This window comes from Paenarthrobacter sp. CC6 (genome assembly GCF_040560085.1).
In the GTDB taxonomy this organism is placed as follows: domain Bacteria; phylum Actinomycetota; class Actinomycetes; order Actinomycetales; family Micrococcaceae; genus Arthrobacter; species Arthrobacter nicotinovorans.
Window position 1 is genome coordinate 58,895 of the sequence record NZ_JARDAN010000009.1, and the last position, 25,622, is coordinate 84,516.

25 protein-coding genes and 7 tRNA genes are annotated in these 25,622 nt (G+C 63.0%); 9 read left to right on the forward strand and 23 right to left on the reverse strand.

What is annotated here, in order from left to right:
* Positions 1 to 7: 7 nt before the first annotated feature.
* The 9 genes from PV760_RS10525 to PV760_RS10565 all read right to left on the reverse strand — a co-directional run bounded on the left by PV760_RS10525 (position 8) and on the right by PV760_RS10565 (position 10,078).
* On the reverse strand, positions 8 to 2,152 hold the full coding sequence (locus PV760_RS10525; protein ID WP_354627693.1) for a 3-hydroxyacyl-CoA dehydrogenase NAD-binding domain-containing protein: 2,145 nt from the start codon (positions 2,150 to 2,152) through the stop codon (positions 8 to 10).
* Positions 2,149 to 3,429 (reverse strand): thiolase family protein, encoded by a 1,281-nt coding sequence (locus PV760_RS10530; RefSeq protein WP_055977686.1) that lies wholly within the window; start codon positions 3,427 to 3,429, stop codon positions 2,149 to 2,151. Before PV760_RS10530 ends, PV760_RS10525 begins: the two co-directional genes overlap by 4 nt.
* Before the next feature lie 189 nt (positions 3,430 to 3,618).
* On the reverse strand, positions 3,619 to 4,959 hold the full coding sequence (locus tag PV760_RS10535) for an HRDC domain-containing protein (protein ID WP_018778670.1): 1,341 nt from the start codon (positions 4,957 to 4,959) through the stop codon (positions 3,619 to 3,621).
* Positions 4,960 to 5,039: 80 nt separating this feature from the next.
* On the reverse strand, positions 5,040 to 5,696 hold the full coding sequence (locus PV760_RS10540) for a DUF3000 domain-containing protein (protein WP_026267289.1): 657 nt from the start codon (positions 5,694 to 5,696) through the stop codon (positions 5,040 to 5,042).
* A 71-nt stretch (positions 5,697 to 5,767) separates the two neighbouring features.
* Positions 5,768 to 6,841, reverse strand: a complete 1,074-nt coding sequence (locus tag PV760_RS10545; protein WP_018778668.1) for a threonine aldolase family protein — start codon at positions 6,839 to 6,841, stop codon at positions 5,768 to 5,770.
* Between the two features lie 43 nt (positions 6,842 to 6,884).
* Positions 6,885 to 7,610, reverse strand: a complete 726-nt coding sequence (locus PV760_RS10550; protein ID WP_354627694.1) for an SDR family oxidoreductase — start codon at positions 7,608 to 7,610, stop codon at positions 6,885 to 6,887.
* A complete protein-coding gene (locus PV760_RS10555; protein ID WP_354627695.1) occupies positions 7,610 to 8,977 on the reverse strand; it encodes a DUF6421 family protein in 1,368 nt (455 codons plus the stop codon). The genes PV760_RS10550 and PV760_RS10555 overlap by 1 nt, the downstream gene beginning before the upstream one ends.
* A gap of 154 nt (positions 8,978 to 9,131) precedes the next feature.
* Positions 9,132 to 9,572: a peptide-methionine (R)-S-oxide reductase MsrB gene (msrB, locus tag PV760_RS10560; RefSeq protein WP_018778665.1), complete on the reverse strand. Its 441-nt coding sequence runs from the start codon at positions 9,570 to 9,572 to the stop codon at positions 9,132 to 9,134.
* A 14-nt stretch (positions 9,573 to 9,586) separates the two neighbouring features.
* On the reverse strand, positions 9,587 to 10,078 hold the full coding sequence (locus PV760_RS10565) for a hypothetical protein (protein ID WP_018778664.1): 492 nt from the start codon (positions 10,076 to 10,078) through the stop codon (positions 9,587 to 9,589).
* Between the two features lie 119 nt (positions 10,079 to 10,197).
* Between PV760_RS10565 and PV760_RS10570 the strand changes: the two genes are divergently transcribed.
* The gene (locus PV760_RS10570; protein WP_354627696.1) at positions 10,198 to 11,484 is read left to right on the forward strand and encodes an alpha/beta hydrolase family protein; all 1,287 of its coding nucleotides are present in this window, start codon (positions 10,198 to 10,200) and stop codon (positions 11,482 to 11,484) included.
* Positions 11,485 to 11,486: 2 nt separating this feature from the next.
* Here the strand turns inward: PV760_RS10570 and ybaK are convergent, their stop codons facing one another.
* The 3 genes from ybaK to PV760_RS10585 are packed head-to-tail and all read right to left on the reverse strand — an operon-like array spanning position 11,487 to position 13,427.
* On the reverse strand, positions 11,487 to 11,984 hold the full coding sequence (gene ybaK / locus PV760_RS10575) for a Cys-tRNA(Pro) deacylase (RefSeq protein ID WP_354627697.1): 498 nt from the start codon (positions 11,982 to 11,984) through the stop codon (positions 11,487 to 11,489).
* Positions 11,985 to 12,002: 18 nt separating this feature from the next.
* Positions 12,003 to 12,461 carry a SufE family protein gene (locus PV760_RS10580; RefSeq protein ID WP_018778661.1) on the reverse strand — a complete coding sequence of 153 codons (459 nt, stop codon included), beginning with the start codon at positions 12,459 to 12,461 and terminating at the stop codon, positions 12,003 to 12,005.
* 39 nt (positions 12,462 to 12,500) lie between these two features.
* Positions 12,501 to 13,427: a sulfurtransferase gene (locus PV760_RS10585; protein ID WP_039240804.1), complete on the reverse strand. Its 927-nt coding sequence runs from the start codon at positions 13,425 to 13,427 to the stop codon at positions 12,501 to 12,503.
* A gap of 206 nt (positions 13,428 to 13,633) precedes the next feature.
* Here PV760_RS10585 and zapE point away from each other — a divergent pair, with 206 nt between their 5' ends.
* Positions 13,634 to 14,674 (forward strand): cell division protein ZapE, encoded by a 1,041-nt coding sequence (zapE, locus tag PV760_RS10590; RefSeq protein WP_035733964.1) that lies wholly within the window; start codon positions 13,634 to 13,636, stop codon positions 14,672 to 14,674.
* A 1-nt stretch (position 14,675) separates the two neighbouring features.
* Here the strand turns inward: zapE and PV760_RS10595 are convergent, their stop codons facing one another.
* From PV760_RS10595 to PV760_RS10635, 9 genes are all read right to left on the reverse strand, one after another.
* A complete protein-coding gene (locus tag PV760_RS10595) occupies positions 14,676 to 15,893 on the reverse strand; it encodes a benzoate/H(+) symporter BenE family transporter (RefSeq protein WP_354627698.1) in 1,218 nt (405 codons plus the stop codon).
* A 133-nt stretch (positions 15,894 to 16,026) separates the two neighbouring features.
* Positions 16,027 to 16,260, reverse strand: a complete 234-nt coding sequence (locus PV760_RS10600) for an antitoxin (RefSeq protein ID WP_018778655.1) — start codon at positions 16,258 to 16,260, stop codon at positions 16,027 to 16,029.
* A gap of 94 nt (positions 16,261 to 16,354) precedes the next feature.
* Positions 16,355 to 17,809, reverse strand: a complete 1,455-nt coding sequence (locus tag PV760_RS10605; RefSeq protein WP_055977667.1) for an amino acid permease — start codon at positions 17,807 to 17,809, stop codon at positions 16,355 to 16,357.
* A gap of 177 nt (positions 17,810 to 17,986) precedes the next feature.
* A tRNA-Gly gene (locus PV760_RS10610) sits at positions 17,987 to 18,062 on the reverse strand.
* Between the two features lie 56 nt (positions 18,063 to 18,118).
* Positions 18,119 to 18,193: transfer RNA gene (locus PV760_RS10615), tRNA-Val, on the reverse strand.
* A 24-nt stretch (positions 18,194 to 18,217) separates the two neighbouring features.
* Positions 18,218 to 18,290, reverse strand: a tRNA-Gly gene (locus PV760_RS10620).
* A gap of 56 nt (positions 18,291 to 18,346) precedes the next feature.
* Positions 18,347 to 18,421: transfer RNA gene (locus PV760_RS10625), tRNA-Val, on the reverse strand.
* A gap of 38 nt (positions 18,422 to 18,459) precedes the next feature.
* Positions 18,460 to 18,530: transfer RNA gene (locus tag PV760_RS10630), tRNA-Cys, on the reverse strand.
* Positions 18,531 to 18,576: 46 nt separating this feature from the next.
* Positions 18,577 to 18,649 (reverse strand) — tRNA-Gly (locus PV760_RS10635).
* Positions 18,650 to 18,898: 249 nt separating this feature from the next.
* Here PV760_RS10635 and PV760_RS10640 point away from each other — a divergent pair.
* A tRNA-Val gene (locus tag PV760_RS10640) sits at positions 18,899 to 18,973 on the forward strand.
* A gap of 433 nt (positions 18,974 to 19,406) precedes the next feature.
* Positions 19,407 to 19,727: a hypothetical protein gene (locus PV760_RS10645; protein ID WP_079581336.1), complete on the forward strand. Its 321-nt coding sequence runs from the start codon at positions 19,407 to 19,409 to the stop codon at positions 19,725 to 19,727.
* Between the two features lie 108 nt (positions 19,728 to 19,835).
* Here PV760_RS10645 and PV760_RS10650 read toward each other — a convergent pair whose 3' ends face one another.
* Both PV760_RS10650 and PV760_RS10655 read right to left on the reverse strand, forming a co-directional pair.
* A complete protein-coding gene (locus PV760_RS10650; RefSeq protein WP_354627699.1) occupies positions 19,836 to 20,699 on the reverse strand; it encodes a peptidase M56 family protein in 864 nt (287 codons plus the stop codon).
* On the reverse strand, positions 20,696 to 21,289 hold the full coding sequence (locus PV760_RS10655; protein WP_354627700.1) for an RNA polymerase sigma factor: 594 nt from the start codon (positions 21,287 to 21,289) through the stop codon (positions 20,696 to 20,698). Before PV760_RS10655 ends, PV760_RS10650 begins: the two co-directional genes overlap by 4 nt.
* Before the next feature lie 153 nt (positions 21,290 to 21,442).
* Here PV760_RS10655 and PV760_RS10660 point away from each other — a divergent pair, with 153 nt between their 5' ends.
* From PV760_RS10660 to PV760_RS10680, 5 genes are read left to right on the forward strand one after another with little or no spacing between them, the layout of a single operon-like run.
* Positions 21,443 to 21,610, forward strand: a complete 168-nt coding sequence (locus tag PV760_RS10660; protein ID WP_179128352.1) for a hypothetical protein — start codon at positions 21,443 to 21,445, stop codon at positions 21,608 to 21,610.
* A gap of 12 nt (positions 21,611 to 21,622) precedes the next feature.
* Positions 21,623 to 22,525, forward strand: a complete 903-nt coding sequence (locus PV760_RS10665; RefSeq protein ID WP_039240808.1) for a hypothetical protein — start codon at positions 21,623 to 21,625, stop codon at positions 22,523 to 22,525.
* A 49-nt stretch (positions 22,526 to 22,574) separates the two neighbouring features.
* Entirely contained in the window at positions 22,575 to 23,147 is a 573-nt protein-coding gene (gene def, locus PV760_RS10670; RefSeq protein ID WP_018778648.1) for a peptide deformylase, read from the forward strand.
* Positions 23,144 to 24,064, forward strand: a complete 921-nt coding sequence (fmt, locus tag PV760_RS10675) for a methionyl-tRNA formyltransferase (RefSeq protein WP_079581333.1) — start codon at positions 23,144 to 23,146, stop codon at positions 24,062 to 24,064. The genes def and fmt overlap by 4 nt, the downstream gene beginning before the upstream one ends.
* Positions 24,061 to 25,611, forward strand: a complete 1,551-nt coding sequence (locus PV760_RS10680) for an RsmB/NOP family class I SAM-dependent RNA methyltransferase (RefSeq protein WP_354627701.1) — start codon at positions 24,061 to 24,063, stop codon at positions 25,609 to 25,611. The genes fmt and PV760_RS10680 overlap by 4 nt, the downstream gene beginning before the upstream one ends.
* Positions 25,612 to 25,622 lie beyond the last annotated feature (11 nt).

A 25,622-nucleotide genomic window follows, 5' to 3' on the forward strand; every position in this document is an offset into this window, starting at 1 on the left:
CTTTGGATTAGGCCGGTGCGGAAGCTACGCCAGGCGCCAGGAAGCGCTTGCCGTTGACCCGCTCGGAGGCACCCACCCGGTCCAGGTAAGGGGTGATGCCGCCCAGGAACATTGGCCATCCCGCACCCATGATGACGCACAGGTCGATGTCCTCGGGGCCGGCCACGACGCCCTCTTCGAGCATGAGCCCGATTTCTTCGGCCAGGGCATCCTGAGTGCGGCGAAGCACTTCTTCCCCGGTGGAGGGGGTGTTGCCGAACGACATGATGGCCAGCGTCTCAGCGGGAATGACCGGTTTCCCATCGGATCCCGGGACCCACAAGGACTTCACGCCGTTGTCGATCAGTTTTTGCAGGTTCTGCGAAACCGGGAAGCGGTCCCCGAATGCCGCGTGCAAGGATTCCTGGACGTGCTGGGCCACCGGAAGCCCCACCATGGCGCTGAGGGTGAACGGGGACATGGGCAAGCCCATCGGACGCAGTGCGGTATCGGCAACCTCTGCCGGGGTTCCCTCGTCGAACGCTGCGATGACCTCGCCCATGAGGCGAAGCAGGATGCGGTTCACAACAAAGGCGGCCGCGTCCTTGACCAGCACTGCGGTCTTCTTTAGTCCCTTGGCCAGTTCGAAGGCTGTAGCGAGGACAGCATCGTCGGTCTTCGGTGCCTTTACGATCTCAAGAAGGGGCATGACGGCCACCGGGTTGAAGAAGTGGAAGCCGACCAGGCGCTCCGGGTGCTTCAGGTCTTCTGCCATGGCGGTCACGGACAGCGACGACGTATTGGTGGCCAAAATGCACTCCGGGGAGACAATTTCTTCCACCTCTGCGAAGACCTGCTTCTTGATATGCAGTTCTTCGAAGACGGCTTCAATCACGAAATCGGCGTCGGCAAAGGCTTCCTTGGAGACGGAGCCTGTGACCAGGGCCTTGGTCCTGTTCGCGGCGTCAGGCTTGATCCGCTTTTTCGCCAGCATTTTGTCCACCTCGGAGTGGACGTAAGCTACTCCCTTGTCCACGCGAGCCTGGTCGATGTCCGTCATGACCACGGGGACCTTCAGCTGCCGCGCGAACAGCAATGCCAACTGGCTGGCCATGAGGCCCGCACCCACGACGCCGATCTTGGTGACAGGACGTGCCAACTTGCGGTCCGGGGCTCCGGCCGGGCGCTTGGAACGCTTTTGCACCAGGTCCAGGAAGGCGTACACGGTGGAACGGAACTCATCGGTCTGCATGAGGCCGGCGAGGGTTTCGCATTCGAGCTCTGCCGACTCCTGCTGCGTCATGGTCCTGTTGGCTTCCATGACGTCCAGTACCTTGGCCGGTGCAGGCGAGGCGTTGGAGGTTTTGGCCTCAACGAAGGCACGTCCTGCCGCTACCGCAGCGGCCCAGCGGGCGGCCACCGCATCATCGCTTGCCTCAACGGCGTTCTTGCGCTCCGGCACCTCTTCACTTGCGATGACGCGTGCAGCCCAGGCCAGGGACTGTTCCACGAAGTCGGCGGGCTCAAAGATGGCGTCGGCTATCCCCAGCTCGTAGGCCTGCGGCCCGGTGAGCGTCCTGTTGTTGCTCAGCGGGTTCTCGATCATCACCTTGACCGCATTCTCCGGACCGACCAGGCGCGGGAGGATGTAGACGCCGCCCCATCCCGGGACCAGGCCGATGAAGGCTTCCGGAAGCGCCAGCGCGCCGGCACCCGTGGAGACGGTTCTGTACGTGGACTGGAGGGCGATTTCCAGGCCTCCGCCGAGGGCCAGGCCGTTGATGAACGCGAAACTCGGGACGCCGAGATCGGCCAAGGTTGCGTAGACGGCGTGCCCGAGCTGGGCCATCCAGAGACCGTGTTCGCGCTCCTTGAGGGTTTTCACGGCCGAGAGGTCGGCGCCGGCAACCAGGAAATACGGCTTGCCTGTGACACCGACACCCACGATTTCGCCCCGCGAGGCCCGTTCTTTGAGACCGTCAAGGACGCTGCCGAGCTCTACCAGCGTGTTGGGGCCGAGGGTGGTGGGCTTGGAATGGTCCAAACCGTTATCCAGGGTGATGAGGGCAAAGGTCCCCACTCCGCCGGGGAGCTGGATGTCCTGGACGTAGGAGTGTGTGACGACCTCGTCGGGGAACAGTGCGGCGAGCTTCTGGAATTCTGCGGCGCTCATGCGGCGGCTCCTTCAGTGGGGGCGGTGGTTGCGGTCGTGACCGGCTCAGGGGTGGACGATGCGTAGTCGGCGTGGTGGGGGTTCTCCCAGATCACCGTTGCGCCCATTCCCAGGCCGATGCACATGGTGGTGATGCCGTAGCGGACGGACGGGTCCTCTTCGAACTGGCGCGCGAGCTGGTTCATCAGCCTGACGCCTGAGGAAGCCAGCGGATGTCCGACGGCGATCGCCCCGCCATAGCGGTTGACGCGCGGGTCGTCATCGGCAATCCCGAAGTGGTCCAGGAAGCTCAGTACCTGGACGGCGAATGCCTCGTTGATTTCGAACAGGCCGATGTCCTCGATGCCCAGCCCGGCGTTCTTCAGTGCCTTCTCGGTGGCCGGGACAGGGCCGATGCCCATGACTTCGGGCTCGACGCCGGCGAAAGCGTAGGATACGAGGCGCATTTTGACGGAAAGCCCGAGTTCCTCGGCGGCTTCCGCTGAGGCCAGGACGGCGGCCGTGGCCCCGTCGTTCAACCCTGCGGCATTTCCCGCAGTGACGCGGCCGTGTGCGCGGAACGGAGTGCGCAGTTCAGCCAGGTCCTCAACGGTGGTGCCTGGACGCGGCGGTTCGTCCGTGGTGTGCAGCGCCCATCCCTGACCGGGTTTCATGGTGGCGACGGGCACGAGGTCTTGCTGGATCTGTTCGTTGCTGTAGGCGGCGGCCAGCTTGGCCTGCGAGGCTGCTGCGTAAGCGTCCGTCCGGTCCTTGGTGATCGCCGGGAAGCGGTCGTGCAGGTTTTCGGCGGTGTTGCCCATGTTCAGGGCTGCAGGGTCAACCAGTCGCTCGGACATGAAACGCGGGTTGGGGTCCGCGCCCGCGCCCATGGGGTGGTTGCCCATGTGTTCCACGCCGCCTGCGATGACGACGTCGTAGGCGCCGAAGCCGATGCCGCTGGCCGTCGTCGTTACCGCGGTCATGGCACCTGCGCACATGCGGTCGATGGCGAAGCCGGGAACGGAACGGGGGAGGCCGGCCAGGAGGGCCGCCGTGCGGCCGATGGTCAGGCCTTGATCTCCGGTCTGGGTGGTGGCGGCGATGGCTACTTCGTCGACGCGCTCCGCGGGAAGCGAGGGGTTTCGCCTCATGAGTTCGCGGATGCATTTCACTACCAGGTCATCGGCGCGGGTCCCGGCGTAGATACCCTTTTCGCCAGCTTTGCCAAAAGGCGTGCGGACACCGTCCACGAAGACGACGTCCCGGACGTTGCGCTGGGCAGTGCGTGATGGACTCATGTATTTACTCCTCGTTGAGACATGGCACCGTGTCCCGCGGGGCGGGGTCCGGTTGGCATTACTGCAATGTTACTCATGGGTAACTTAGCGTGCAAGGCCATGGGCTTCTGCCCACCGCATCCGGCACGCAAATGGCCCGCCGCCACGAACGTACGTTCGGGCAACGGGCCATTGCGACGGCGGTGACCACTAGGAGTCCTTGGACTGCTGTGCTTCGTTGGCCTTGGATTCCTTGGTTGGCAGCGGGCTCGGGTTTAAGCAGGCCTCGGTCAGGATGGGGGCGGCGATGGCGATTTGCCACTCCCTTGCGCCAAGCGTCCGAAGTTCCTGCGAAACGGTCTCCAGCGATACGTCCGTTGGTGGCCGCCAGGCTATGCGCCTGAGGTAGTCCGGAGTCAGCAGGTTCTCCACGGGCAAGTTGAGTTCGTCAGCCTTGGCTTGGAGGGCCGGCCTTGCCGTGGCCAGCCGCGCTGCTGCCTCCGGGTCCCGGTCTGCCCAGACCCGGGGAGGCGGCGGGGCATTTGTGGGCAGATGCAGCGGAGGAAGGTCCGTCATGGATCTGGCGTTCGTGATGCAGCGCAGCCATCGGGGAGCTTCCCGTTGCGCTGACCTGCCGTGGAACCCCTTTGTGGCCAGAAGCTGGGGGACGGTAGTTGGCATGGCCTTGGCGGCGGCCACCAGGGCTGAATCAGGGATGAGCCGGCCAGGTGCGACGTCGCGTTTGCGGGCCAGCTGGTCGCGTTCCTGCCACAGTTCCCGGACGGCTGCCAGCTGGCGGCGGTCACGGATCTGATGGAGACCGGAGGTCTTACGCCATGGTTCGACCCTGGGTGCCGGGACACCTGCGGCGAGGATGCCGGCGAATTCCTGTTCGGCGTACTCCAGCTTGCCGTCGGCCTCCAGGAGTTCAATAAGTTCTTCGCGCAGCTCGGCGAGGACTTCGACGTCGAGCGCTGCGTACCGCAACCAGGGTTCGGGCAGTGGCCGAGTCGACCAGTCAGCGGCAGAGTGTTCTTTGGCGAGACCGAAACCGAGCAGTTGTTCGATAACAGCCGCCAGGCCGACGCGGGGGAGCCCTGCGAGCCGCGCCGCAAGTTCCGTATCGAACAGCTTGTCCGGCCACATGCCGAGCTCGGACAGGCAAGGCAGGTCCTGGGTGGCGGCGTGAAGGATCCATTCCACCCCGCGCAGGGCGTCGTTGACGATGTCCAGGTTGTCGAACGGTTCGGGGTCGATGAGCCAGGTCCCGGCTCCTTCGCGACGGATCTGCACCAGGAAGGCACGCTGGCCGTAGCGGAAACCGGAAGCCCGCTCGGCATCGACGCCGGCAGGTCCGGTGCCGGCTGCTATTGCGGCTGCGCATCGTTCAAGTCCGGCAGGTGTGTCGATGACCAGGGGTACGCCCTCGCGTGGGGTGTCGAGATCAATGACTTCAGGGACGTGGCTGTCAAAGCCGTCAACCTTGATGTGGGTGGTGGGATCAGCAACCGGATCGCCGGCTGTGGTGTTTTCCAGGTTTTCAGGGGTCATGGTGGCTTAAGCTTACCGATTTGTCGCGTAACGGGGCGCTTTTGCCTTCGCCAGCGCAGCGGTTACGGCGCGGGTGGCCGTCAATTGCGCCTCCTGTTGGGCAGGCCGGTGACCCCGGGTGGCAGTGGAGGCAGTCCGGCGAAAGTGCACACCATGTCGGACCAGGCTTCCAGATGTGATTGGACATCCGCGCCGTCAGGCGTCCAGGAGGCCCGGAGTTCTATGTCGATGGTGTCGGGCCGCTCAGCCAGGGTGCCGAAGCTTTCGGAAAGGATCCGGGTAGCAGTGCCGCCGGCAGCCCGGTAAGGGGCTGAACGGTGTTCCAGGGCTTCGACGAGCCACGTCCAGGCCACGGAACCGAGCATGGAGTCGTTGCCCATTTCCGCATCCATTTGGGCCCGGATATACGTGACGATCCTGAACTCGCCCTCCCACACGGCCGATCCGTCCGGATCGTAGAGCAGGATGAAGCGGCCTGTGGCCAGTTCGTCCTCGTCTTCGCTGGAGGGGCTGCCGGCCTGGCTCTTGGCAAAGGCCTTGGCTGCCGGTCCATGCACGGGAACCTGGCGGGTGGCGGCGGTGGGGCTGAAGACTTCAGCGCCCAAGGCCACTGCATAAGGGGCCAAACGTGCGGGGGCGGGGATCTCATCAAGCCGCAACTCGCTGCGGCACTGGGCTTTTCGTAGCGTTCCCAAGGCGAAGAGAAAGTCCTGGGGAACTTGTGCGAGGGCGTTCACACTCGCAGATTATGCGTCCGGGGCGGCGAACCTGTGCAGGCTCGCCGCCCCGGACGGCAGGCGTATCAGCGTTACGCCAGTTCCTGCTTGATCGCCGCAACGAAGGTGTCGATGTCTTCTTCGGTGGTGTCGAACGAGCACATCCAGCGGACCTCGCGCCGGGCGGCATCCCAATCGTAGAACGCGAAGGACTTCCGCAGGCGGTCGGCAGCGCCTTCCGGGAGGATGGCGAAGACGCCGTTGGACTGCGTCGCCTGGGTGGGCTCGACGCCGTCGATCCCTTCAACGGCACTCCGCAGGCGGGTGGCCATGGCGTTGGCGTGAGCGGCGGACCGCAGCCACAGCCCGTCCTCCAGGAGTGCGATGAACTGGGCGGAGATGAAGCGCATCTTCGAAGCCAGCTGCATGTTCATCTTCCGCAGGAACTTCAGGCCGTCGGCGGCTTCAGGGTTGAGGGCCACCACCACTTCGCCGAAGAGCAGGCCGTTCTTGGTCCCTCCGAATGAGAGGATGTCCACGCCGGCGTCGCGGGTAAATGCACGCAAGGGAACGTCCAGGTGGGCAGCGGCGTTTGCCAGCCGCGCGCCGTCCATGTGCAGCTTCATGCCCTTGGAGTGGGCGTGGTCGGCAATGGCGCGAACTTCTTCCGGCGTGTAGCAGGTGCCGAGTTCCGTTGTCTGCGTGATGGAAACAACCAGAGGTTGTGCACGGTGCTCGTCGCCCCAGCCCCAGGCCTCACGATCGATGAGCTCCGGGGTGAGTTTTCCGTCCTCAGTGGGGACCTGCAGGAGCTTGATCCCGCCGATACGTTCCGGAGCCCCGTTCTCGTCCATGTTGATGTGTGCGGTGGAGGCGCAGATAACGGCCCCCCAGCGCGGCAGCAGCGACTGCAGCGACAGGACATTGGCGCCGGTGCCGTTGAAAACCGGGAAGGTCTCGATGCCTTCGCCGAACTGCTGCTCCAGGACGGCCTGCAGCCGGGCCGTGTACACGTCCTCGCCATAGGAAACCTGGTGTCCACCGTTGGCGGCCGCCAAGGCCGCAAGGATCTCCGGGTGCACGCCTGAGTAGTTGTCGGAAGCAAAACCCCTGACCGTGGGGTCGTGCAGCCGGCTGCCCTCGGAAATGTGGCCCGTGCTGGGCATTGCCTCTGTTGTGCTCGTCACTTGTTCATTCACGCTTTCAAGTCTATTTGGCCAGCAGGATCCGCTGGCCGTTCAGGATGGAGGCAGGTTGATCGAAAAGGCCGACGGCGGCAGTGGCCAGTTCTTCGACGTCGGTATGTCCGGGGAACCGCCGTTCGGGATGTGCGCGCCTCATGGTTTCGTCCACGAGCGCCTTGACCACGAACACCACGGCGGCACTGTGCTGTCCGCTGGCGTCTGTGTCGACGGACTGGGCGCGCCGGAAGCCATCAGCCACCGCAAGCGTCCAAGCTTCTGCAGCGGCCTTCGCAGCAGCGTAACTGGCTGCGGCCGCGGTTGGGCTGGATACCGCGGTTGACGACACCATGGCGAACCGGCCATGCGGCGACGCTTCGAGTTGGCTGTAGAACACCCTGGTCACGTTCCGCAGCGTGGTAACGGCGCTGTGTTCCAGCGCCTCCCAATCAGCATCCGTCTGGTCTTCGATGCCCTTGGCCCCGCGCCAACCACCGACGAGGTGGATTACTCCGTCGACGCCCCCAAAGCCGCGGTCCGCGATCATCGAAGCCAGCCCACGAACGGATTCCAGGTCGCCGAGATCGCACACGAGGGGAGTCACAGCGCCGCCGGCCTCCCGCGCGGCCGCCTCGATCCGGGTCTGGTCCGAACCAACAGTCAGGACCCGGTGGCCGGCAGTGGACAAGGCCCGGGCGGCAGCGACGCCCGAAGCGCCGCTGCCGCCCGTTACCAAAACTGTCAGTGGGGACATCAGGTCGCCGTGGCGCCCGTGATGCCGGTGGTGGATTCGATGACGGGACGCATCTTCTTCTCCAAGGCTTCGTAGAACATGGACAGGGGGAACTCATCGTCCAGGACCTGATCGGTCAGCCCGCGGGGGCCCCCGTCCAAGGGCAGGGCGTCCGGGCCCTTTGCCCAGACCGAAGCCGGGTGCGGGGTGACGGTGCTTGAGATCAGCTCATAGGCGGCCAGCCAGTGGGCAGCCTTGGGACGATCAATGGAACGCCAGTATAGTTCCTCGATTTTGGCGCCGAGTTCAACGACGACAGCCGCTGCGTCATCCCAGTCGATGGAGAGCTTGCTGTCGGTCCAGTGGAGTACGTGGTGCTGGTGCATCCAGGCGAACAGGAGCTGCCCGCCCAGGCCGTCGTAGTTGCGGACGCGGTTGCCGGTGATGGCGAAGCGGAAGATCCGGTCGAAGATGACTGCGTACTGGACAAGCTTTGCGTGCTTGCGGGCATCGGGGTCGGCGTTCTCGTCCTTTTCGATCAGGACGGATTCGCGGAAGGCGGTCAGGTCGCAGCGCAGTTCTTCAAGGGAGTAGAGGAAGAAGGGCATCCGCTGCTTGATCATGAACGGATCAAACGGAAGGTCGCCGCGCATGTGGGTGCGGTCGTGGATCAGGTCCCACATGACGAACGTTCGCTGGGTGAGCTCCTGGTCCTCGATCAGCTGGGCAGCGTCCTCGGGCAGTTCCAGAGAGGTTGTTTCCGCGGCAGCCTTGAGCACCCGGCGGAAGCGGGCGGCCTCGCGGTCGGCGAAGATGGCTCCCCACGTGAACGTGGGTGTCTCGCGCACCGCCACGGTCTCCGGGAAGAGCACTGCGGAGTTGGTGTCATAGCCGGGGGTGAAGTCAACGAACCGGATGGGGACGAAGAGCTTGTTGGAGTACTCCCCGGCCTCCAGGCCGTCAATGAATTCCGGCCAGATGACCTCGATCAGTACAGCCTCGACCAAGCGGTTGGTGCTGCCGTTCTGCGTGTACATGGGGAAGACCACCAGATGCTGGAGGCCGTCGATGCGCTGCTTCTGTGGTTGGAAAGCCTGGAGGGAATCCAGGAAGTCCGGGACGCCGAAGCCGTTGCCGGCCCAACGCTTGAAATCCTCCACGAGCAGCGCCAGGTACTGGGCGTCGTGATCGAAGCTGGGGGCGAGGGCCGTGATGGACTTGGTGATGGTGGCTACGAGCCTTGCCGCCTCATCGTGGGCAGAGGGATCGGCGATGGATCCGTCCTGCTCCTGGTACCCCTGGAGGGACGTGGCAGCGGCTTTGAGGGCTACCCATTCAGCGTTGTCGGCGGTGACACGCGGGAGGGTGGCGATAGCGGTGGTGGTCATGGTGCTCGGCCCTTTCCGAAGTTGTTATTGCTTCTGGGCCGAGCGTAGCAAGCGAATAGCATCGCTAATTCAAGAATGGACTGAGCATAAGAAACTCTTGCTCATAGCCCCCGAACTTGGACCTTTAGATCCAGTTCGGGGGACACAGAGCCGCCTACCGCTCTTCCGGGTCGACCAGACGGAGCGATATGGAGTTGATGCAGAACCGCTGGTCCGTCGGCGTGCCATAACCCTCGCCCTCGAAAACGTGTCCCAGGTGCGAATCACAGTTGGCACACCGTACCTCCACCCGGTCCATGCCCATGGTGCGGTCATGGAGGTACCTGACAGTACCTTCGGCCAACGGCGCCCAGAAGGACGGCCACCCGCAGTGCGAGTCAAACTTCTCCTTGCTGGTGAACAACTCGCTGCCGCAGGCCCGGCACTGGTAGACACCCTCGGTGTGCGTGTCCCAGTACTCGCCCGTATAAGGGCGCTCAGTGCCGGCCTGGCGCAGCACGCGGTATTCCTCAGGGGTCAACTCCTCGCGCCACTGGGCATCGCTCTTCTCCAGTGGCACTGAAGGTGTCTTGCTGATGTTTTCAGGAGTGTTCATGTCTTATGCAACGCTCACGAGTCGCCGATAAATCCCGAACCCGCGTACAAGTGGAGCACCGGAAGCCCCAACTGGTCCTGGGCCTTGTTGGCCCAATCCGTGTGGAGCGTGTCAGAGATGGCATGGGGCCGGGTAATGACCACTGCCTGCGCCGCATCCACCTCCCGGACCTTGGCCACCAAGCCGTCGACAGCACCGCCGTCGACGATTTCGCCGGTAACACCGCCACCCAGGCCTTCCAGCGCTGCCAGGGAAGTCGACAACGTCACCGCGGCTTCCGCACGCTCAGCCGCTGGATCCGGTGACTGGGCAGTAAGTTCCCGGAACGCCTTCGCCACATCAAGCAACGAAAGGTTCTCGAGGAAATCCACCAAAAGGTGGCGCTCAGTATTGGCAGGAACCAGCACTACCAACGGCGCGTCCCCGCCGTCGATCAGTTTGGCGATGTTCACGCGGTCGTCGGGGCCAAGGGGCTCTTCAGTCAGGATGACTATGGGATCACTCATGGCTACAGCGTAGTCCCGGGGAACGGCGTCCGCAGGGTTTCCGCGCCCGATTCGGCCCAACCTTCGCCGCGCGGGCCCAGCCTGCACCAGCCCACGCCGACTCACGGCAAAATGGAACCATGGCATCAATGACAAGGCCAGCGAGCGACGCTGCTGAGAAAAAACTGTCCCCCCGCGCCAAGTGGGCCATTGGAGGTTTCCTTGCCGGCGCCACCATTGCGGGACTTGTCGGCGCCGGTTCCTCTGCGCTCGCCGTCTACTTTGCCCGCCGGGTCATCACGCCCGCCGCACGGCACGAGGACCAGGAAGTCCTGGCCGTCATCCGGGGAGACAACGGCCTGCAGGTCATCCTGGCTGCCACGCCCGACTCGACCATCGACGGCGTCTTCAGCCTGTTCTTCTCAGGTGGAAAGGGACACGCCAGGATAGGCCGGATCGTCTCCTACCTGCCCGCCGAACAGACCGTCCTCCGGGAAGTCGAGGAGGTCTACAGCGGCGATCTTTCGGAAGCACGCCGGGCGTGGTGGAGCGGCGCTACCTACCCCGATCCGTCCGCGATCGGCCTTGCGGCCGAGGATGTTGAGATCGACGTCGACGGCGGAAAGGCGCCTGCGTGGTTGATCCGCGCCGATGCCTCGTCGCCGGCGCCGGTCTGGGCGATCATGGTCCATGGCCGGGGAGCCACCCGGCTCGAAGGTCTCCGGGCAGTCCGCACCGCCCGGGACCTTGGCCTGGACAGCCTGCTCATCTCCTACCGGAACGACGGACTGGCACCTTCCGCCCTGGACGGCCGCTACGGTCTGGGCTCCACGGAATGGCGTGATGTGGAGTCAGCGATCGAATACGCCTTGGAGAACGGCGCACGTGAAGTGGTGCTTTTCGGTTGGTCCATGGGCGGTGCAATCAGCCTGCAGACTGCGGACCTTTCCAAATACCGGCAAGTCATCAGGGCCTTGGTTTTGGATGCTCCGGTGATCAACTGGGTGGACGTCATGGCCCACCACGCCGAAATGAACAGGATCCCCTATACCGTGGGGCGTTACGGGCAACTGATGCTGGGCCATCCCCTGGGACGCAGGCTGACGGGGCTCGCAGCACCCGTGGACCTCAAAGCCATGGACTGGGACAGCCGCGCCGTTGAGTTGCGCACTCCAACGTTGCTGATCCACAGTGTGGACGACGACTACGTTCCTTTCGGGCCCTCGGCCAGTCTCGCCGAAAAGAACCCCGAGATGGTGACATTCGAGCCGTTCCACGGTGCCCGCCACACCAAGGAATGGAACGTGGATCCGGAGCGTTGGGAGCGCTTGGTGCGGTCGTGGCTCCAGGCCCAGCTCGCACCCCGGAAGAACCCGGGCCAGTCGGGCGACGCCGAGCGTCCGGCGGCCGCGGGGCCAGCAGTCTGAGGTCAGTTGCGTCCTGTGCCGATCGGCCCGGTGACGCCGTTGGTGAGCCGAAGCAGGTCCGCAGGAGCGAGCTCAATGTCCAGGCCCCGACGGCCACCGGAGACCAGTATGGTCTCAAATACCAGGGCTGATTCGTCCAGGACCGTGGGGGAGGGCTGGCGTTGCCCCAGCGGTGATATACCGCCCAGGACGTAGCCAGTGCGGCGTTCAGCAGCTTTGGGATCTGCCATCGCCGCTTTCTTGGACCCGAGGGCCGCAGCTGCGGCCTTCAGGTCCAGGTTCCCGGACACGGGGACAATGGCAACGGCCAACTTGCCTTCCACGTCCACCATCAGCGTCTTGAAGACACGGTCGGGATCAATGCCCAGGACCTCCGCCGCTTCCAACCCGTAGCTGCTTGCAGCGGGATCATGCGCGTAGGGGTGCAGGACGAAGGGAACGCCGGCCGCAGCGAGTGCTGCTGTTGCCGGCGTTCCCTGTGAAGTCAATTTCCTTGCCATACCGAGTGGCGTTGCCTTTCAGTGTTCCAAACGGCTTGCGGCCGCAACCTTCCGCTTGATGCGGCCGAGCATCGCTGTCATTCCCCGCATCCGCAAGGGCGTGATGGCCCGGGTCAGGCCCAGGAGCTCGGGCATGTCGTCAGGCACCGCAAGGATCTCCTTGGCAGTCAGTCCGTCCAGCCCCTCATGCAGCACCCCTGCGAAACCCCGGGTAGTCGGTGCTTCCGGCGGTGCTTTGAAGAAGAGACGGTATGAACGCTCGCCGTCGGCGTTCTTCTCTGACTCAATCGTCAGGAACAGCGGGGACTGGCATTCCACGACCTGCTCCAGCAGTTCCGGGTGGTCCTTCAGACGCTCCGGCAGCTCAGGCAGGCCTCTGGAGAACTCCAGGAGGAGCTGGAGGCGGTCAGGTTCCGTCAACGCCTGGAAGTCGTCAACAATTTCCGCCAGGGCGGTGGGCAAGGTGTTCGTACTCATCTCTTCCAGCTTACGCACAAAGGTGCTGAGAGCGCGGTACTAGCTGTGGACCAAGGCGGAGGGAACTGTACCCCGTTCGGCTCCCTTGACGATGGGAACCCGCACTGCGTTGCCCCACTCGGTCCACGAGCCGTCGTAGTTGCGCACTGTGTCGAAGCCCAGGAGGTACTTCAGGGCGAACCAGGTGTGGCTGGACCGCTCGCCGATGCGGCAGTACGCCACGACATCGTCGCCCGGCTTCAGCCCCGCCTCGCCCAGGTAGAGGGCTTCAAGTTCTTCGCGGCTGCGGTAGGTGCCGTCTTCCGCTGCAGCCCGGGCCCACGGGATCGAGGCGGCCGTGGGAATGTGGCCGCCACGCAAGGCGCCCTCTTCGGGGTAGGCAGGCATGTGGGTGCGCTGGCCGGTGTATTCCTCGGGGGAGCGGACGTCGATCAAGGGGTTGCCCAAATGTGCCAGGACATCCTCCTTGAAGGCCCGGATGGGAGCGTCGTCGCGCTCGACCTCGGGGTACTCGCCCGCAGCAGGCCGGGAGACCTCAGTGGTCAGCTCGCGGCCCTCGGCGATCCATTTGTCGCGTCCGCCATCAAGGAGGCGGACATCCTGGTGACCGAACAACGTGAAGACCCACAGGGCGTAGGCAGCCCACCAGTTGGACTTGTCGCCGTAGATCACCACAGTGCTGTCGCGCGAGATGCCCTTGGAAGCGGCGAGGGCAGCGAAGGCTGCCCCGTCGACGTAGTCCCGGGTGACTTCATCGTTCAGGTCGGTGTGCCAGTCGATCTTGACTGCTCCCGGGATGTGCCCGGTTTCGTACAGCAGGACGTCCTCGTCGGACTCGACCAGCACCAACTTGCCGTCGGCTACAGCGCCGTCAGCAATTGCTGCCGCGAGCCACTCGGTGGAAACGAGGCGTTCAGGGTTCGCGTAAGAGGCAAACTTTTCGTTTTGTTCAACGGGGTAGGACATGATGGCCTTTCACTGACAACGGACGGAGCCAGGCCGTGGAAGGTGGTGCAGGTGCGGGCCCGGCCTGCTTCAACACTAACCACGGGCTGCGCGGATTGCTTCCCGGTGGTCATACGGTGAAACATGGGCTTGGTCACGTGTCAGTTACCGTGGCGTCCGTTGCCGGTATTCTTGCTGGGGACCCAATGCCGAAGGAACGGACCACCGTGGTAAAGATCGAACAACTGGCTGCCCGCACGCCGGCAGTTTCCGTGGAGGAACTCCTCAAGGGTTTCTACCCGTCTCCCCGGTTCGGAGAGGTTTCGTTCGACAGTTACAGGCCCGATCCTTCCCAACCAAGCCAGGCCAACGCCGTGAAACTCCTGTCGGCATTTGCCGATGGCGTAGGCAACGGCAATGACGCTGGACTCTTCAAGAAGCTCTTCGCCAAGAAGGCACCGGCCACGAGGGCCGGGATCTACCTCGATGGCGGATTCGGCGTGGGTAAGACCCACCTCCTGGCGTCCCTTTGGCACAGGTCTCCAGGCCCCAAGGCGTTTGGAACGTTCGTGGAATACACCAACCTGGTGGGGGCGTTGTCGTTCCGCAAGACCGTGGAAGCGCTGAGCAACTACAAACTGGTGTGCATCGACGAATTCGAACTCGATGATCCCGGAGACACGGTGCTGATGTCCCGCCTCATGCGGGAACTCGCCGACGCCGGTGTGAAGCTTGCTGCCACGTCGAACACCCTGCCTGGTTCACTGGGCGAAGGCCGCTTCGCCGCCGTCGACTTCCAGCGGGAAATCCAGGTACTCGCGGACCAATTCGACGTCGTCAGGATCGACGGCGAGGACTTCCGCCACCGTGGCCTTCCCGCCGCGCCGGCACCGCTCAAGACCGAAGAACTCAAGCACCGGATGCGCACTGAGTTCGACGGGAAGACCGTGGCGGTGGATGATTTCCGCACCTTGGTCAACCATCTGGCTGCGGTGCACCCCAGCCGGTACCGTCAACTCATTTCCGGCGTGGAGGCCGTGGTGTGGAGCGACGTCGAAACCATTACGGAACAGGCCGTCGCGCTCCGTTTCGTGGTGCTGGCCGACCGGCTCTATGACAAAGATGTGCCCATTCTGGCCAGTGGCGTTCCCTTCGACCAGCTCTTCACCGAAGAGATGATGACGGGCGGATACATGAAGAAGTACTTCCGCGCCGTTTCGCGCCTGACCGCCCTGGCCCGCGAAGCACAAAATCACGAACCTGCCTGAATCAGACCGCTTTTCGGGGTCCGCGGTCCTTCAACACCCAGCGGATAACGATTCCGCCTGCCAAGGCCCAGAACGCTGCGCCGACACCGGCGAAAGCAATTCCTGAAGCTGCCAGCAGGAAAGTGATGCAGGCCGGTATCCTCTCCTCAGCCACTGCCAGCGCAGACGAGATCGAGGCTGCCAAAGTACCCAGCAACGCGAGGCCCGCGACGGCCTCAAGGAGTCCCGGGGGCGCTGCCGCGACAACCGTAACGAGCGCTGCCGACGCCGCCGCGAGGACCAGATACGCCAAACCGGAGACGAAGGCGGCGATCCAGCGCCGGCCGTGATCCTTGCCTGCTTCCTCCCCGGCGGCAAGCGCGGCGCTTAGCGCTGCCAGGTTGATCGCATGGCCGCCGAACGGTGCGCCGGCAATGGTTCCGGCTCCGGTCACCAGCATGGACGGCCGCCACGGGGTGGTGTATCCAAAGGACTTCAAGACAGCTACGCCGGGAATGTTTTGCGACGCCATGGTGACCACGAACAACGGCAGCGCCAAGCCGATGGCAGCCTCCACGGAGAACACCGGCGTTGTCCATTCCAGCCGCGGGAGGAGGCTCTCAGCCGGGATCTGTACGCCCGAGGACATGATGTGGATCCCAATCACGGCCAGTGCCACCAGCAGCGATGCAGGAACGGACCAGCGCGGCGCGAATTTCATCAGCACAATCCAGCACAACAGCACCGGGGCGATCAACGCCGGTGCCGTACCCAGCGACTTGAAGGGTGCAAGGCACAAGGGGAGCAGGACACCTGCGAGCATGGCCTGGGCCAAGGCCGTGGGAATCTTTGCCATCAACCTCCCGAGCAACGGAACCAACCCCGTGAGGACGATCAGCACCCCGACCAACAGGAAGGCACCCACGGCCGCCGGCCACCCGCCGTCGACCGTTCCTGCGGTCACAAGGAGCGCCGCACCGGGAGTTGACCACGCGAGGGTCACCGGCATCCTGCTCCGCCAGGACAGCCAGAGGATGCCCAGACCAAAAGTCAGGGTCAGGGCCAGCAATCCGCTGGAGGCTTGTCCTTGATCCGCGCCTACTGCCCTGAGTCCAGCAAGGACGACAGCGAATGATGAAGTGAACCCGACCAAGGCTGTCACGATGCCTGCAGTGATCGGCGGTCCCAAAGCGTCCCGGGTGGCACGGCTGTTGGTGGTTGTCGGGGAGGCTGAAGGCATAAGCTCCAAAATACCTGACCTGTTGGCGGCCGTTGCAAACGCCAACAGCACCGGTTAAACGCCAAGGGCACCGGTGGCGCCTCTCGGCGGGACCGGTGCCCCCTTGACGTATCTGGTACGGCGGCTCAGGCAGCTACGGCTGCTTCGGCTCATCCGTGACGGGAGCCTGCTCAGGCTGACCGTCGTTCTTGGCCACGAAGTCGGAAGCGGCGTTCTGGACCTTGTCGACGTGACCGGCGTACTTGCCGCCCGTCTTTTCGTCCACAAAATCCCCGGCCTTTTCGATGCCATTCTTGATGGCTTCTTCGTTGCCTTGAATGAGACCCTGAGCCTTGCCCTTCAGGTCGTCAATTAAACCCACGGGCACCTCCCTTCCATCGCGGAGCCAGTTCGCTCCTCCGCGTCCGACCCTAACACCAGTTCCCTGAGGTGCCAAGGGCTCAAACGCGGCCTGTGGATAACTAGGCCAACGGTTCGTTGGCGACCTTGTGCCGCGGGCTGTCCGGGTTCATCAGGGAATGCTTGCGGCCGTAGGCGAAATAGATCACCAGGCCGATGATGAGCCAGACGCCGAACCGTACCCAGGTTTCCCAATGGAGCTGGAACATCAGGAACGCCGATGCCAGCACGCCGAAGGCGGGAACAAGGGGCATGAGCGGCAGGCGGAAGGTACGCGCTGCGTTCGGCTTGGTGTACCGGAAGACGATCACCGAAACACAGACCACGACGAAGGCTGCCAGGATGCCGATGTTGGTCAGGTCCGCAACTTCCTTGATCGGGAAGACACCAGCCAGGAAGGCCGAGGCGATGCCTGCGATCCACGTGACACGCTGCGGGGTGCCGTGGCGGTCAGTCTTGGCAAACCAGCCGGGCAGCAGCCCGTCGCGGCTCATGGAGAACCAAACGCGGGTGACACCCAGGAGGAACGTCAGCATCACGGTCAGGATGGACAGCACCGCGAACACCGAAATGATGGTGGCAATGACCGGGAGGCCGACGCCGGTGAACGCCGAGGCGAAGCCGGCGGTCGGGTTGATGTCCTTGTAGTTCTGCATTCCTGTAAGGACGAGGGTTGCGGCAACATAGAGCAGCATGGCGATGATCAGCGACAGGATGATGGCCTTGGGCATGTGCTTCTTGCCGTCCTTGGCTTCCTCCGCTGCAGTACTCATGGCGTCGTAACCAAAGACCGCGAAGAAGACGGTCGCGGCACCAGCCACAACGGGGCCGAAACCGCTGGGCATGAACGGGTTGTAGTTCTCGGTGTTCACGTAGAAGATGCCGAGCCCGATGATGAACAGGATCAGGATGACCTTGATGGCCACGGCCACCAGTTCGAATCGGCCGAACGCCTTGGTTCCACGGCTCAGGATCCAGGTCACCAGAAGGCAGACGAGGATGGCGGGAAGATTGATGATGCCGCCCTTGCCTTCATCGGCAGTGGACGTCATCCAGGTTGGCATGTGGATGCCAATGCCGGAGAGGAAGGCGTCGAAGTAGCCGGAAATGCCGATAGCTACCACCGCCACGATGGCGATGTATTCAAGCAGCAAGTCCCAGCCGATGAACCAGCCGATGATTTCGCCCAGCGCAACGTAGCCGTAGGTATACGCCGATCCGGCGCGGGGGATCATGCCGGCGAATTCGGCATAGGACAAGGCAGCCGCCCCGGAGGCGAGTCCGGCGATCAGGAAGGAAAACAGAACGGCCGGGCCTACGCCCGGGTTGCTCTCGCTGCCGTGGGCAACCAGGCCCGCAAGGGAGAAAATTCCGACGCCGATAATTCCGCCGACGCCGATGGCCGTCAGCTGCCAAAGGCCAAGACTCTTAAAGAGCCCGCTGTGCTTGCTTTCTTCCTCGATATCGTCGATGGGCTTGCGCCTCAGGACGGACTGTGAAGCCGTCTTTACATTCATGGGGGGGTACTCCTGCCGGTAGGCGTGGAACGGTGATGAGCTCGCAGTACATTATTGCGAGCGGAATCACATTAGATAAAGCGACTTCTTCCGAGGGGTATCGGTTACTTCTCATGATGAATTGGGTCGCAGGTAAATGAGGGCATAAAAAAAGCAGCTCCTGGGAGCTGCTTTTCGTGGAGCGGACGACGAGATTCGAACTCGCGACATCCACCTTGGCAAGGTGGTGCTCTACCAGCTGAGCTACGTCCGCACATGTTGCCTGCCAGACTGGGTCTGGCTTTCAACAACAAACAAGTTGCCTTGTTCTGGTGGGCGATACTGGGATCGAACCAGTGACCTCTTCCGTGTCAGGGAAGCGCGCTACCGCTGCGCCAATCGCCCGTTACCGGGTCCTGCAATGAGGAGAGCGGACGACGAGATTCGAACTCGCGACATCCACCTTGGCAAGGTGGTGCTCTACCAGCTGAGCTACGTCCGCACATGTTGCCTGCCAGACTGGGTCCGGCTTTCAACAACAAACAAGTTGCCTTGTTCTGGTGGGCGATACTGGGATCGAACCAGTGACCTCTTCCGTGTCAGGGAAGCGCGCTACCGCTGCGCCAATCGCCCATGCATCCAGCAAAAGCCGGAAGACATGGTTTTCACCGAGGTGGGTACGGGATTCGAACCCGTGTATACGGCTTTGCAGGCCGCTGCCTCGCCTCTCGGCCAACCCACCGTGTAAGCAGGATTCCGGGGAATACTTGCCTTGACAGTGCCTTGCGAGCGGACGACGAGATTCGAACTCGCGACATCCACCTTGGCAAGGTGGTGCTCTACCAGCTGAGCTACGTCCGCAGTGCGGTTCCGACGGGCAACCCTGTAGGCATTCCGTCGCTTTCCGACGAGTAAAAACTCTATAGGAGGTTCCTGCATTCTCCAAATCGGTAGCTTGGATCCGGGTGCGGCGGGCCTTGGTTCCTTGTACTGACGCGGATTCGGGCGAGTTTCACTGCTGTAATTCCACAGCTGTAGTTCACCGGCCTTCGGCAGCCTTCCGCTCGTTTTGCAATCCGGCCCAGGTCCGTTAGTGTTTTCTATGCACCCGGGCGATTGGCGCAGTGGTAGCGCGCTTCGTTCACACCGAAGAGGTCACTGGTTCGAACCCAGTATCGCCCACCAAAGGAAGGCCCCCGGGGACCCGGGGGCCTTTTGGGTTTCTGGGCCTTTCCACAAATTCCTGGTAGCTGCGCGGGACTCGTGACCGGGTTTCCTGTCTGCGGACCTGAAGTACCCCTGGGGCACTACGGCGAGTGCCGGGCAAGTCGCAGGCTCGCCAGGTTACCGGGGACACCTCCAAGTACACCGTCGAGCCGGCAACCAAAGCAACCAGCGGAGTTACTGCAGCCGATGTTGCGTATCGCGAACTCAAAGGCCCTGCTACGTGTACAAAAGTCATGTCAGCGGAAGCACGGCTTCCGTCGAGGAAAAGCGAAAGTCCGGCAGGGGGTAATTCCGTCACTCCGCCGTTACTGTGAAGGTACGCCCCGCCAAGTACGGACATCTGAGCGTGATGCTGACCCAGACCTCGGATACTACGGAAGGAAGGTCAATTGTGACGTACGAAGTGAATGAGCAAGGTCAAAGCTACGGGGCGCTGACTGATTCACGTGCACCGGGTGACGAGCCTGATTTGATTGAAGCATTCGGTGACGATCATAAGACGGTCGGGTATGTCCGCAGGTCTGATCTGGAGAGGCGCGCACAGCCGGTGTCCCCTGAAGAAGTGGCAGCCCATGTCGCTTCCAAAGCCGATGGGCGTGTCGGTGACGTCCAGGTCCCATTGCTGGCCAAAGACGGTGTAACAGTTCTTGGCACCTACACAGTAAAGGGCTGGTCTGTTTCGAATGGTGAGCAATTTCCGCCTGTCAACTAACAACGTTCCCTGCTGCAGCGCCCATCAGCCCAAGCAACATGGGCAGTAAGGGGAAATGAGGCCATTCCGACGGCCAAACGGCGCACGAAATCTGATTAATTGGGTCTTTCAAAGCCCCCCAAGTCTCGGCATTGTGCTTGCGGAAGGCAGGTCTGGTTCCAATACGTGCCCGTTGCCGTCTGTCTCCACAACGTGCCCGTTGCCGTCTTGAACGACGAATTCACCGACTACGGTTTTCCCGTCAGAGTCGTAGACGGGGATCGCGTAGCTCTTTCCTTGGCGTTCGGCCTGCCAGGCAAGGGCCTCCTCGGGGGTTCTGAACGTTTGGGCCCGGGAAGCTCCTGTGGCGTCATCCAGTTCGGCTTTTCGAACATACCCGTACTCGCCGTTGGTGGCTTTCACGGCGACCAATTCCGGTTGTCCATTGTCGTTCTCGGCGCCGTACGTTTCTCCGTTCGCATTTGTGGCCCAGTCGGTCGACTCAACGTCGACAAAGGTCCAGGTCAGTCTCCACTGGCTCTGTGCTTGGGTGTTGATCGTCGTAGTCTCTTTGCCCGGCGCGACAGGTATCTGAAACCTCGTTGTAGCGGCACGTCCGTCGAGGTCATGTTGCTTGCAGGTACTGGTGGCCCCTGATTCGTACGCCCAGGAGCCGGTTGTCAGGCACGTCATTTCGAGGCGGATTGCTTTGGCTTCCTTCGGTGCCGTACCTAGATCGATGGTGGCAGGACCCGTGTGGGTTTCGGTTGTTGGGGTACCCAGGGGTGTGATGATCGGCGCCCCCGGAAGGGTCAGAAGTCCGGCTGCGGTTGCTCCAACTCCACCGAGCAGCGCGGCGCCGACAAACACGCCTGCGCCGAGCCACCAACGCGTGGCTTTTCGGGGCTGGTTGGAGGCTGCCGTGTTTACCCGGGAAACAAGTTCAGCGCGTAGTGCTTTACTGAAGCCCTCATCGACTCTGAGATCAATCATGATCCGTTTCCTTCCATGACAAATTGCGAGGGGGGCGCTGGCTTCGGCTGCAGGACTTCCTTGATCTTTGAGCGGGCCCGATGCATCCGGCTCTTGGCGGCGGCGGGCGAAAGATTGAGGAGCTCCGCGGCCGCATTTACCGGGTACCCCTCGAAGACAACCAGACTGATCAGGTGGAGATCGATAGGGCTAAGAGTCTTCAGGGCGTCAACGACGTCTTGATCCAGCACCGCTTGAAGGTACGTAGCCTCACCGCTGTCTACTTGCGCTTCTTCTTGTCGTGGCAGTGCGTCGAGCATCTTTCGATACCGTACTGTCGCCCTGTTGGTATTCCTGGCGACATTCGTTGTTGTCACCAAGAGCCAAGGAAGGATGGAGTGCTCTACCAGTTTGACCTTCCGGCGCTTCTTCCACAGCTCAAGGAATGCTGTCGCCAGGATGTCCTCGGATGTATGGCGATTGCCGCAGAGGCGGTATGCGTGCCGGAAGACCCTGTCACGGTGCCGATCGAACAGTACGCCGAATGCTGCACCGTCACCAGTCAGACTCCGCGTCCATAATCCGGCATCGTGAGATTCCAAGTTCCCCATAACCTGTAGTGTCCGCAAGATCACAAAGGGTTTCACGATTGCGCAAAAAAGTTTTGAACTGATGAATCAGGCGTCCGCTCCAGCAGGCACATGCTTGGCATAAGGATCTCATCGACGGCATCATGAATTGCCTTGCTTCAGCACATACTTAGCATGCAGGAACCTGAGGATGCTGAACAGCTTCGCACCGCGGAGCAACCCCGCCCGCCGTTTGAGGAGCTGGCCCGGAGCGCGCCCGTCCTTGCCGGCAAGCTTGCCCGGCTCTCTCCGGAGCAGCTCCTCAGGATCTTCCCGCCGGAGAATTCTGTCGGTCCTCTATGACAAAGTCTTTATATGACTGCTCCACTGCTTGCCCACGCTACTGACTACGGCCGGATGTATGCCCGCTCCACCACAGAGCAATTCTCCGTGCCATCCATCACGACGGTGATCGGCCAACAGGCCCATGCACTGGACGGTTGGTTCAGCTACATGGGGGCAAGCAGCCTGGCGGCGGATCCTGACCTCCCGGCGATCCTCGGAAGTCCGGCAAAAGTGCGGCAAGCAGTCAATAAGGCATCCAAGGCAGCCGAGGTGTACCGGGACGCGGCTGCGGCGCGTGGTGATCGCGTCCATACATACTGCGAGCAGGTAGCTTTGCGGGCCCTGGGACGCCCGCACCGCATGCAGGAATGCAGGGACGAACTTGCAGCCAACGGTGAGCAGGCGTTTGCGGCCCGCTTCGATGAATGGTGGGAGTTGTACCGGGTGGAGCCGCTGGCGCCCGAAATTACGGTGTGGAACAAGACAGTGGGCTATGCGGGGACGCTGGACCTGGTGGCCAAAATCAATGGACGTATTTGTCTCATTGACTACAAAACCAAGGGCACCACCCGTGACGGAACGGTTAAATCCCTTGACGACAAAGTGGTCATGCAGCTTACGGCCGGGATGAAAGCCGAAGAAAGCCTGGTGGACCCCGTTTCGGGTGAGTGGGAACCCTGGAGGTACGGGGACAATCCCATGTTGCTGGCTGTTGCCATCGGAGAAACCGAGGTGAGGCCCATGCGGGCAAACCCGGAGATTCTCAAGCACCACTGGTGGAAGTTCTGTGCCCTTCGGCGGGTGTGGGAGATGTCGGCGGATGTCACTGCTGCCGGACAAGCCCTGCTGCCGGTTGCGCCACCGGTGTTTACTGCGGCCGGTGCCGCGCCGGCCAACAGCGGCGGTGCCATGACCTCAACTAAACTGGCTTAGGCTCCGCAACGCGAGGGCCGGGTTCGACGATCGTGAGGACAGGCAGAGCATGGCAATTTTGAGTATCCGAATCATCGGGGATCCGGTGCTGCGCACCGTGGCCGACCCCGTCACCGACTTCGGTCCGGAGCTCGCCAAGCTGGTAGCTGACATGACAGAAACCATGGAGGACGTTGAGGGCGCAGGCCTGGCCGCTCCGCAGGTCGGCGTCAGCCAGCGCGTCTTCACTTACCGCATCGGCGGAGTGGAGGGCCACATCATTAATCCGGTCCTGGAAAACAGCGAAGACTTCCAGCCTGACGAGGTAGAGGGTTGCCTCTCGATTCCCGGCCTTGGATTCCCCGTGCGCCGCTACAGGGCCACCCGGGCAACTGGCGTGGACCTGAACGGCAACCCGGTGTCGGTGGAGGCCGAAGGCATGCTGGCACGCTGTTTCCAGCACGAGACCGATCACCTTGACGGCGTGCTGTACACAGACAGGCTGGAAGGGGAGGACCGCAAGGCTGCCCTTCGCGCCATCAGAAACGCCAACTACCACGCCATAACCGAAAAGACGACGTCGAAGCGTGCTAACAGTGTGGGTTCAAGCTTCGGTGGGGGCAGTTTCGGGGTTCCCGAGTGAGGGTACTCTTCGCGGGGACGCCGGCCGTAGCTGTACCGTCGCTGGACGCTTTGGTTAAGGCCGGTTTCGACGTCGTTGCCGTCCTGACCCGCCCGGACGCTCCACTGGGCCGCAAACGCGTCATGACTCCCTCCCCAGTAGCGGCCCGCGCCGGGGAATTGGGCATCGAGGTCATTCGCGCGGCCAAGGTTGACGCCGATACCACGGCCCGCATCGCGGGTTATGCGCCTGATGTGGCCGCCATCGTTGCCTACGGCGGGATTGTTCCGCGCGCTGCCCTGGGCGTCCCCACGCATGGCTGGGTCAATCTGCACTTCTCTTTGTTGCCGGCTTGGCGCGGTGCTGCTCCTGTTCAGCGTTCCATCATTGCCGGAGACGACGTCACTGGCGCCGCAACGTTCCAGCTCGAAGAGGGCCTCGATACCGGGCCCGTGTTTGGAACCCTCACGGAAACTGTCCGGCCGGAAGATACTGCCGGGGATCTCCTTGAGCGGTTGTCCATCAGCGGAGCCGTGCTGCTGAGCCAGACGCTCTCCGCCATCGACGCCGGACAGGCTGCTCCGCAACCGCAGTCAGGAGAGGTGTCATTGGCTCCCAAGCTGACATTGGATGACGGGCGCCTGGACTGGCGGCAGCCGGCGCTGGCACTGAACCGCCGTTCCAGGGGAGTGACCCCGGAACCGGGAGCATGGACAACATTGGAAGGCCAGCGGGTCAAACTGGAACCTGTGACGTTGAGGCCCGGGATCGACGATCTCGCGCCCGGAACCATCCGGGTGGATGGCAAATCCGTACTCGTGGGCACCGGTTCCCACGCCGTAGAGCTTGGCCGGATTCAACCGGCCGGCAAGAAAATGATGTCGCCGGCCGATTGGGCCCGCGGCTTGGCAGCACCTGAGAGAGTGGTATTCGAATGAGTGAGTCCGGCCGTCGAGGCCCCAACAACAGCGGGAGCCGGGACGGCGGCGGGCAGGGCAACCGCGGGGCCAGGGGCGGTAGCCAACGCAACGCCCAAGGCAGGGAGCGGAACAGGGGACCCCAGCGCGGATTCACCAACAATGCGCCGTCGCAGCGTACCCGCCGGGCCGACCCTGCGCGCTTGGTCGCATTCGAGGTACTCCGGGCTGTCGCCTCGGAGGACGCCTACGCCAACCTGGTCCTCCCCGCGAGAATCCGGGAGCACCGCCTGGACCGTCGAGATGCCGGGTTCGCCACCGAGCTGAGCTACGGGGCACTGCGTGGCCAGGGTACCTATGACGCCATTCTGGCCCGTTGTGTTGACCGGCCCCTGGAGCAGCTGGACCCCGCGATCCTGGATGCCCTGCGGATCGGTGCGCACCAGCTACTGTCGATGCGGGTTCCTGCCCATGCCGCGTTGGACCAAACAGTAGGTTTGGCCCGTGCAGTCATTGGCGCCGGTCCATCGGCCCTGATCAACGCGGTACTCCGCAAGGTCACTGCCCACAGCATGGACGAGTGGTTGGATATCCTGCTGGACCAGGAAACCGACGAGACCAAGATCGCTGCCCTCCGCCATGCACACCCTGAGTGGATCGTCCGCGCGCTGCGGCAGTCACTGGTGAACCACGGCAGGCCCAAGGCCGAGATTGACGACCTCCTGGAAGCCGACAACGCGGCGCCGGTGGTCAACCTGGTGGCTCTACCGGGTCTGGGTGACCTGGATGAGGCCTTTGACAACGGAGCCACTCCCGGTGAACTCGTAGAAGGCTCGGCGCTCTCCGCAGGCGGGGACCTTGGCCGCTTCGAATCAGTACGGCGGGGCACCACGCGTGTCCAGGACGTGGGATCCCAGCTTGTTGCACGTGCGTTGGCCGGCGTAGAGCTCGGGGAGCGTGCCGCCCATGGCGAGAAATGGCTGGATCTTTGCGCAGGTCCCGGTGGCAAGGCGGCGCTGCTGGCCGCCCTTGCCTATCGCGACGGAGCTACCCTCCTGGCAAACGAGCCGGCACCACACCGGGCCAAGCTTGTCCAACAGGCGCTGTCCGCTGTGCCCACGGAATCCTGGAGTGTGCGCACGGGCGACGGGCGCGAAGTCGGCGCCGAGCAGCCAGAAGCTTTTGATCGTGTCCTGGTGGATGTTCCGTGCAGCGGCCTTGGCGCCCTGCGCAGGAGGCCGGAGTCACGTTGGCGTCGCTCGCCCAAGGACATCGGCGATCTCGGTCCGCTGCAGCGGGATCTCCTGAAATCGGCGATCGACGCCGTCAAACCCGGCGGCGTCGTGGCCTACGTGACGTGTTCTCCCCACCCTGCTGAGACCACCGCAGTGGTTGGCGACGTACTCAACAAGCGGGACGACCTCGAATTGCTCGACTCCGGGCAGGCACTCGACCACGTCAGCCTGACCGGAAATCTGGGTGCGGGACATGAGCTCACTGCCCAGCTGTGGCCGCACATCCACCAGACGGATGCCATGTTCATGGCCATTATCCGAAAGAAGCCGTAGCCGCAAGATCC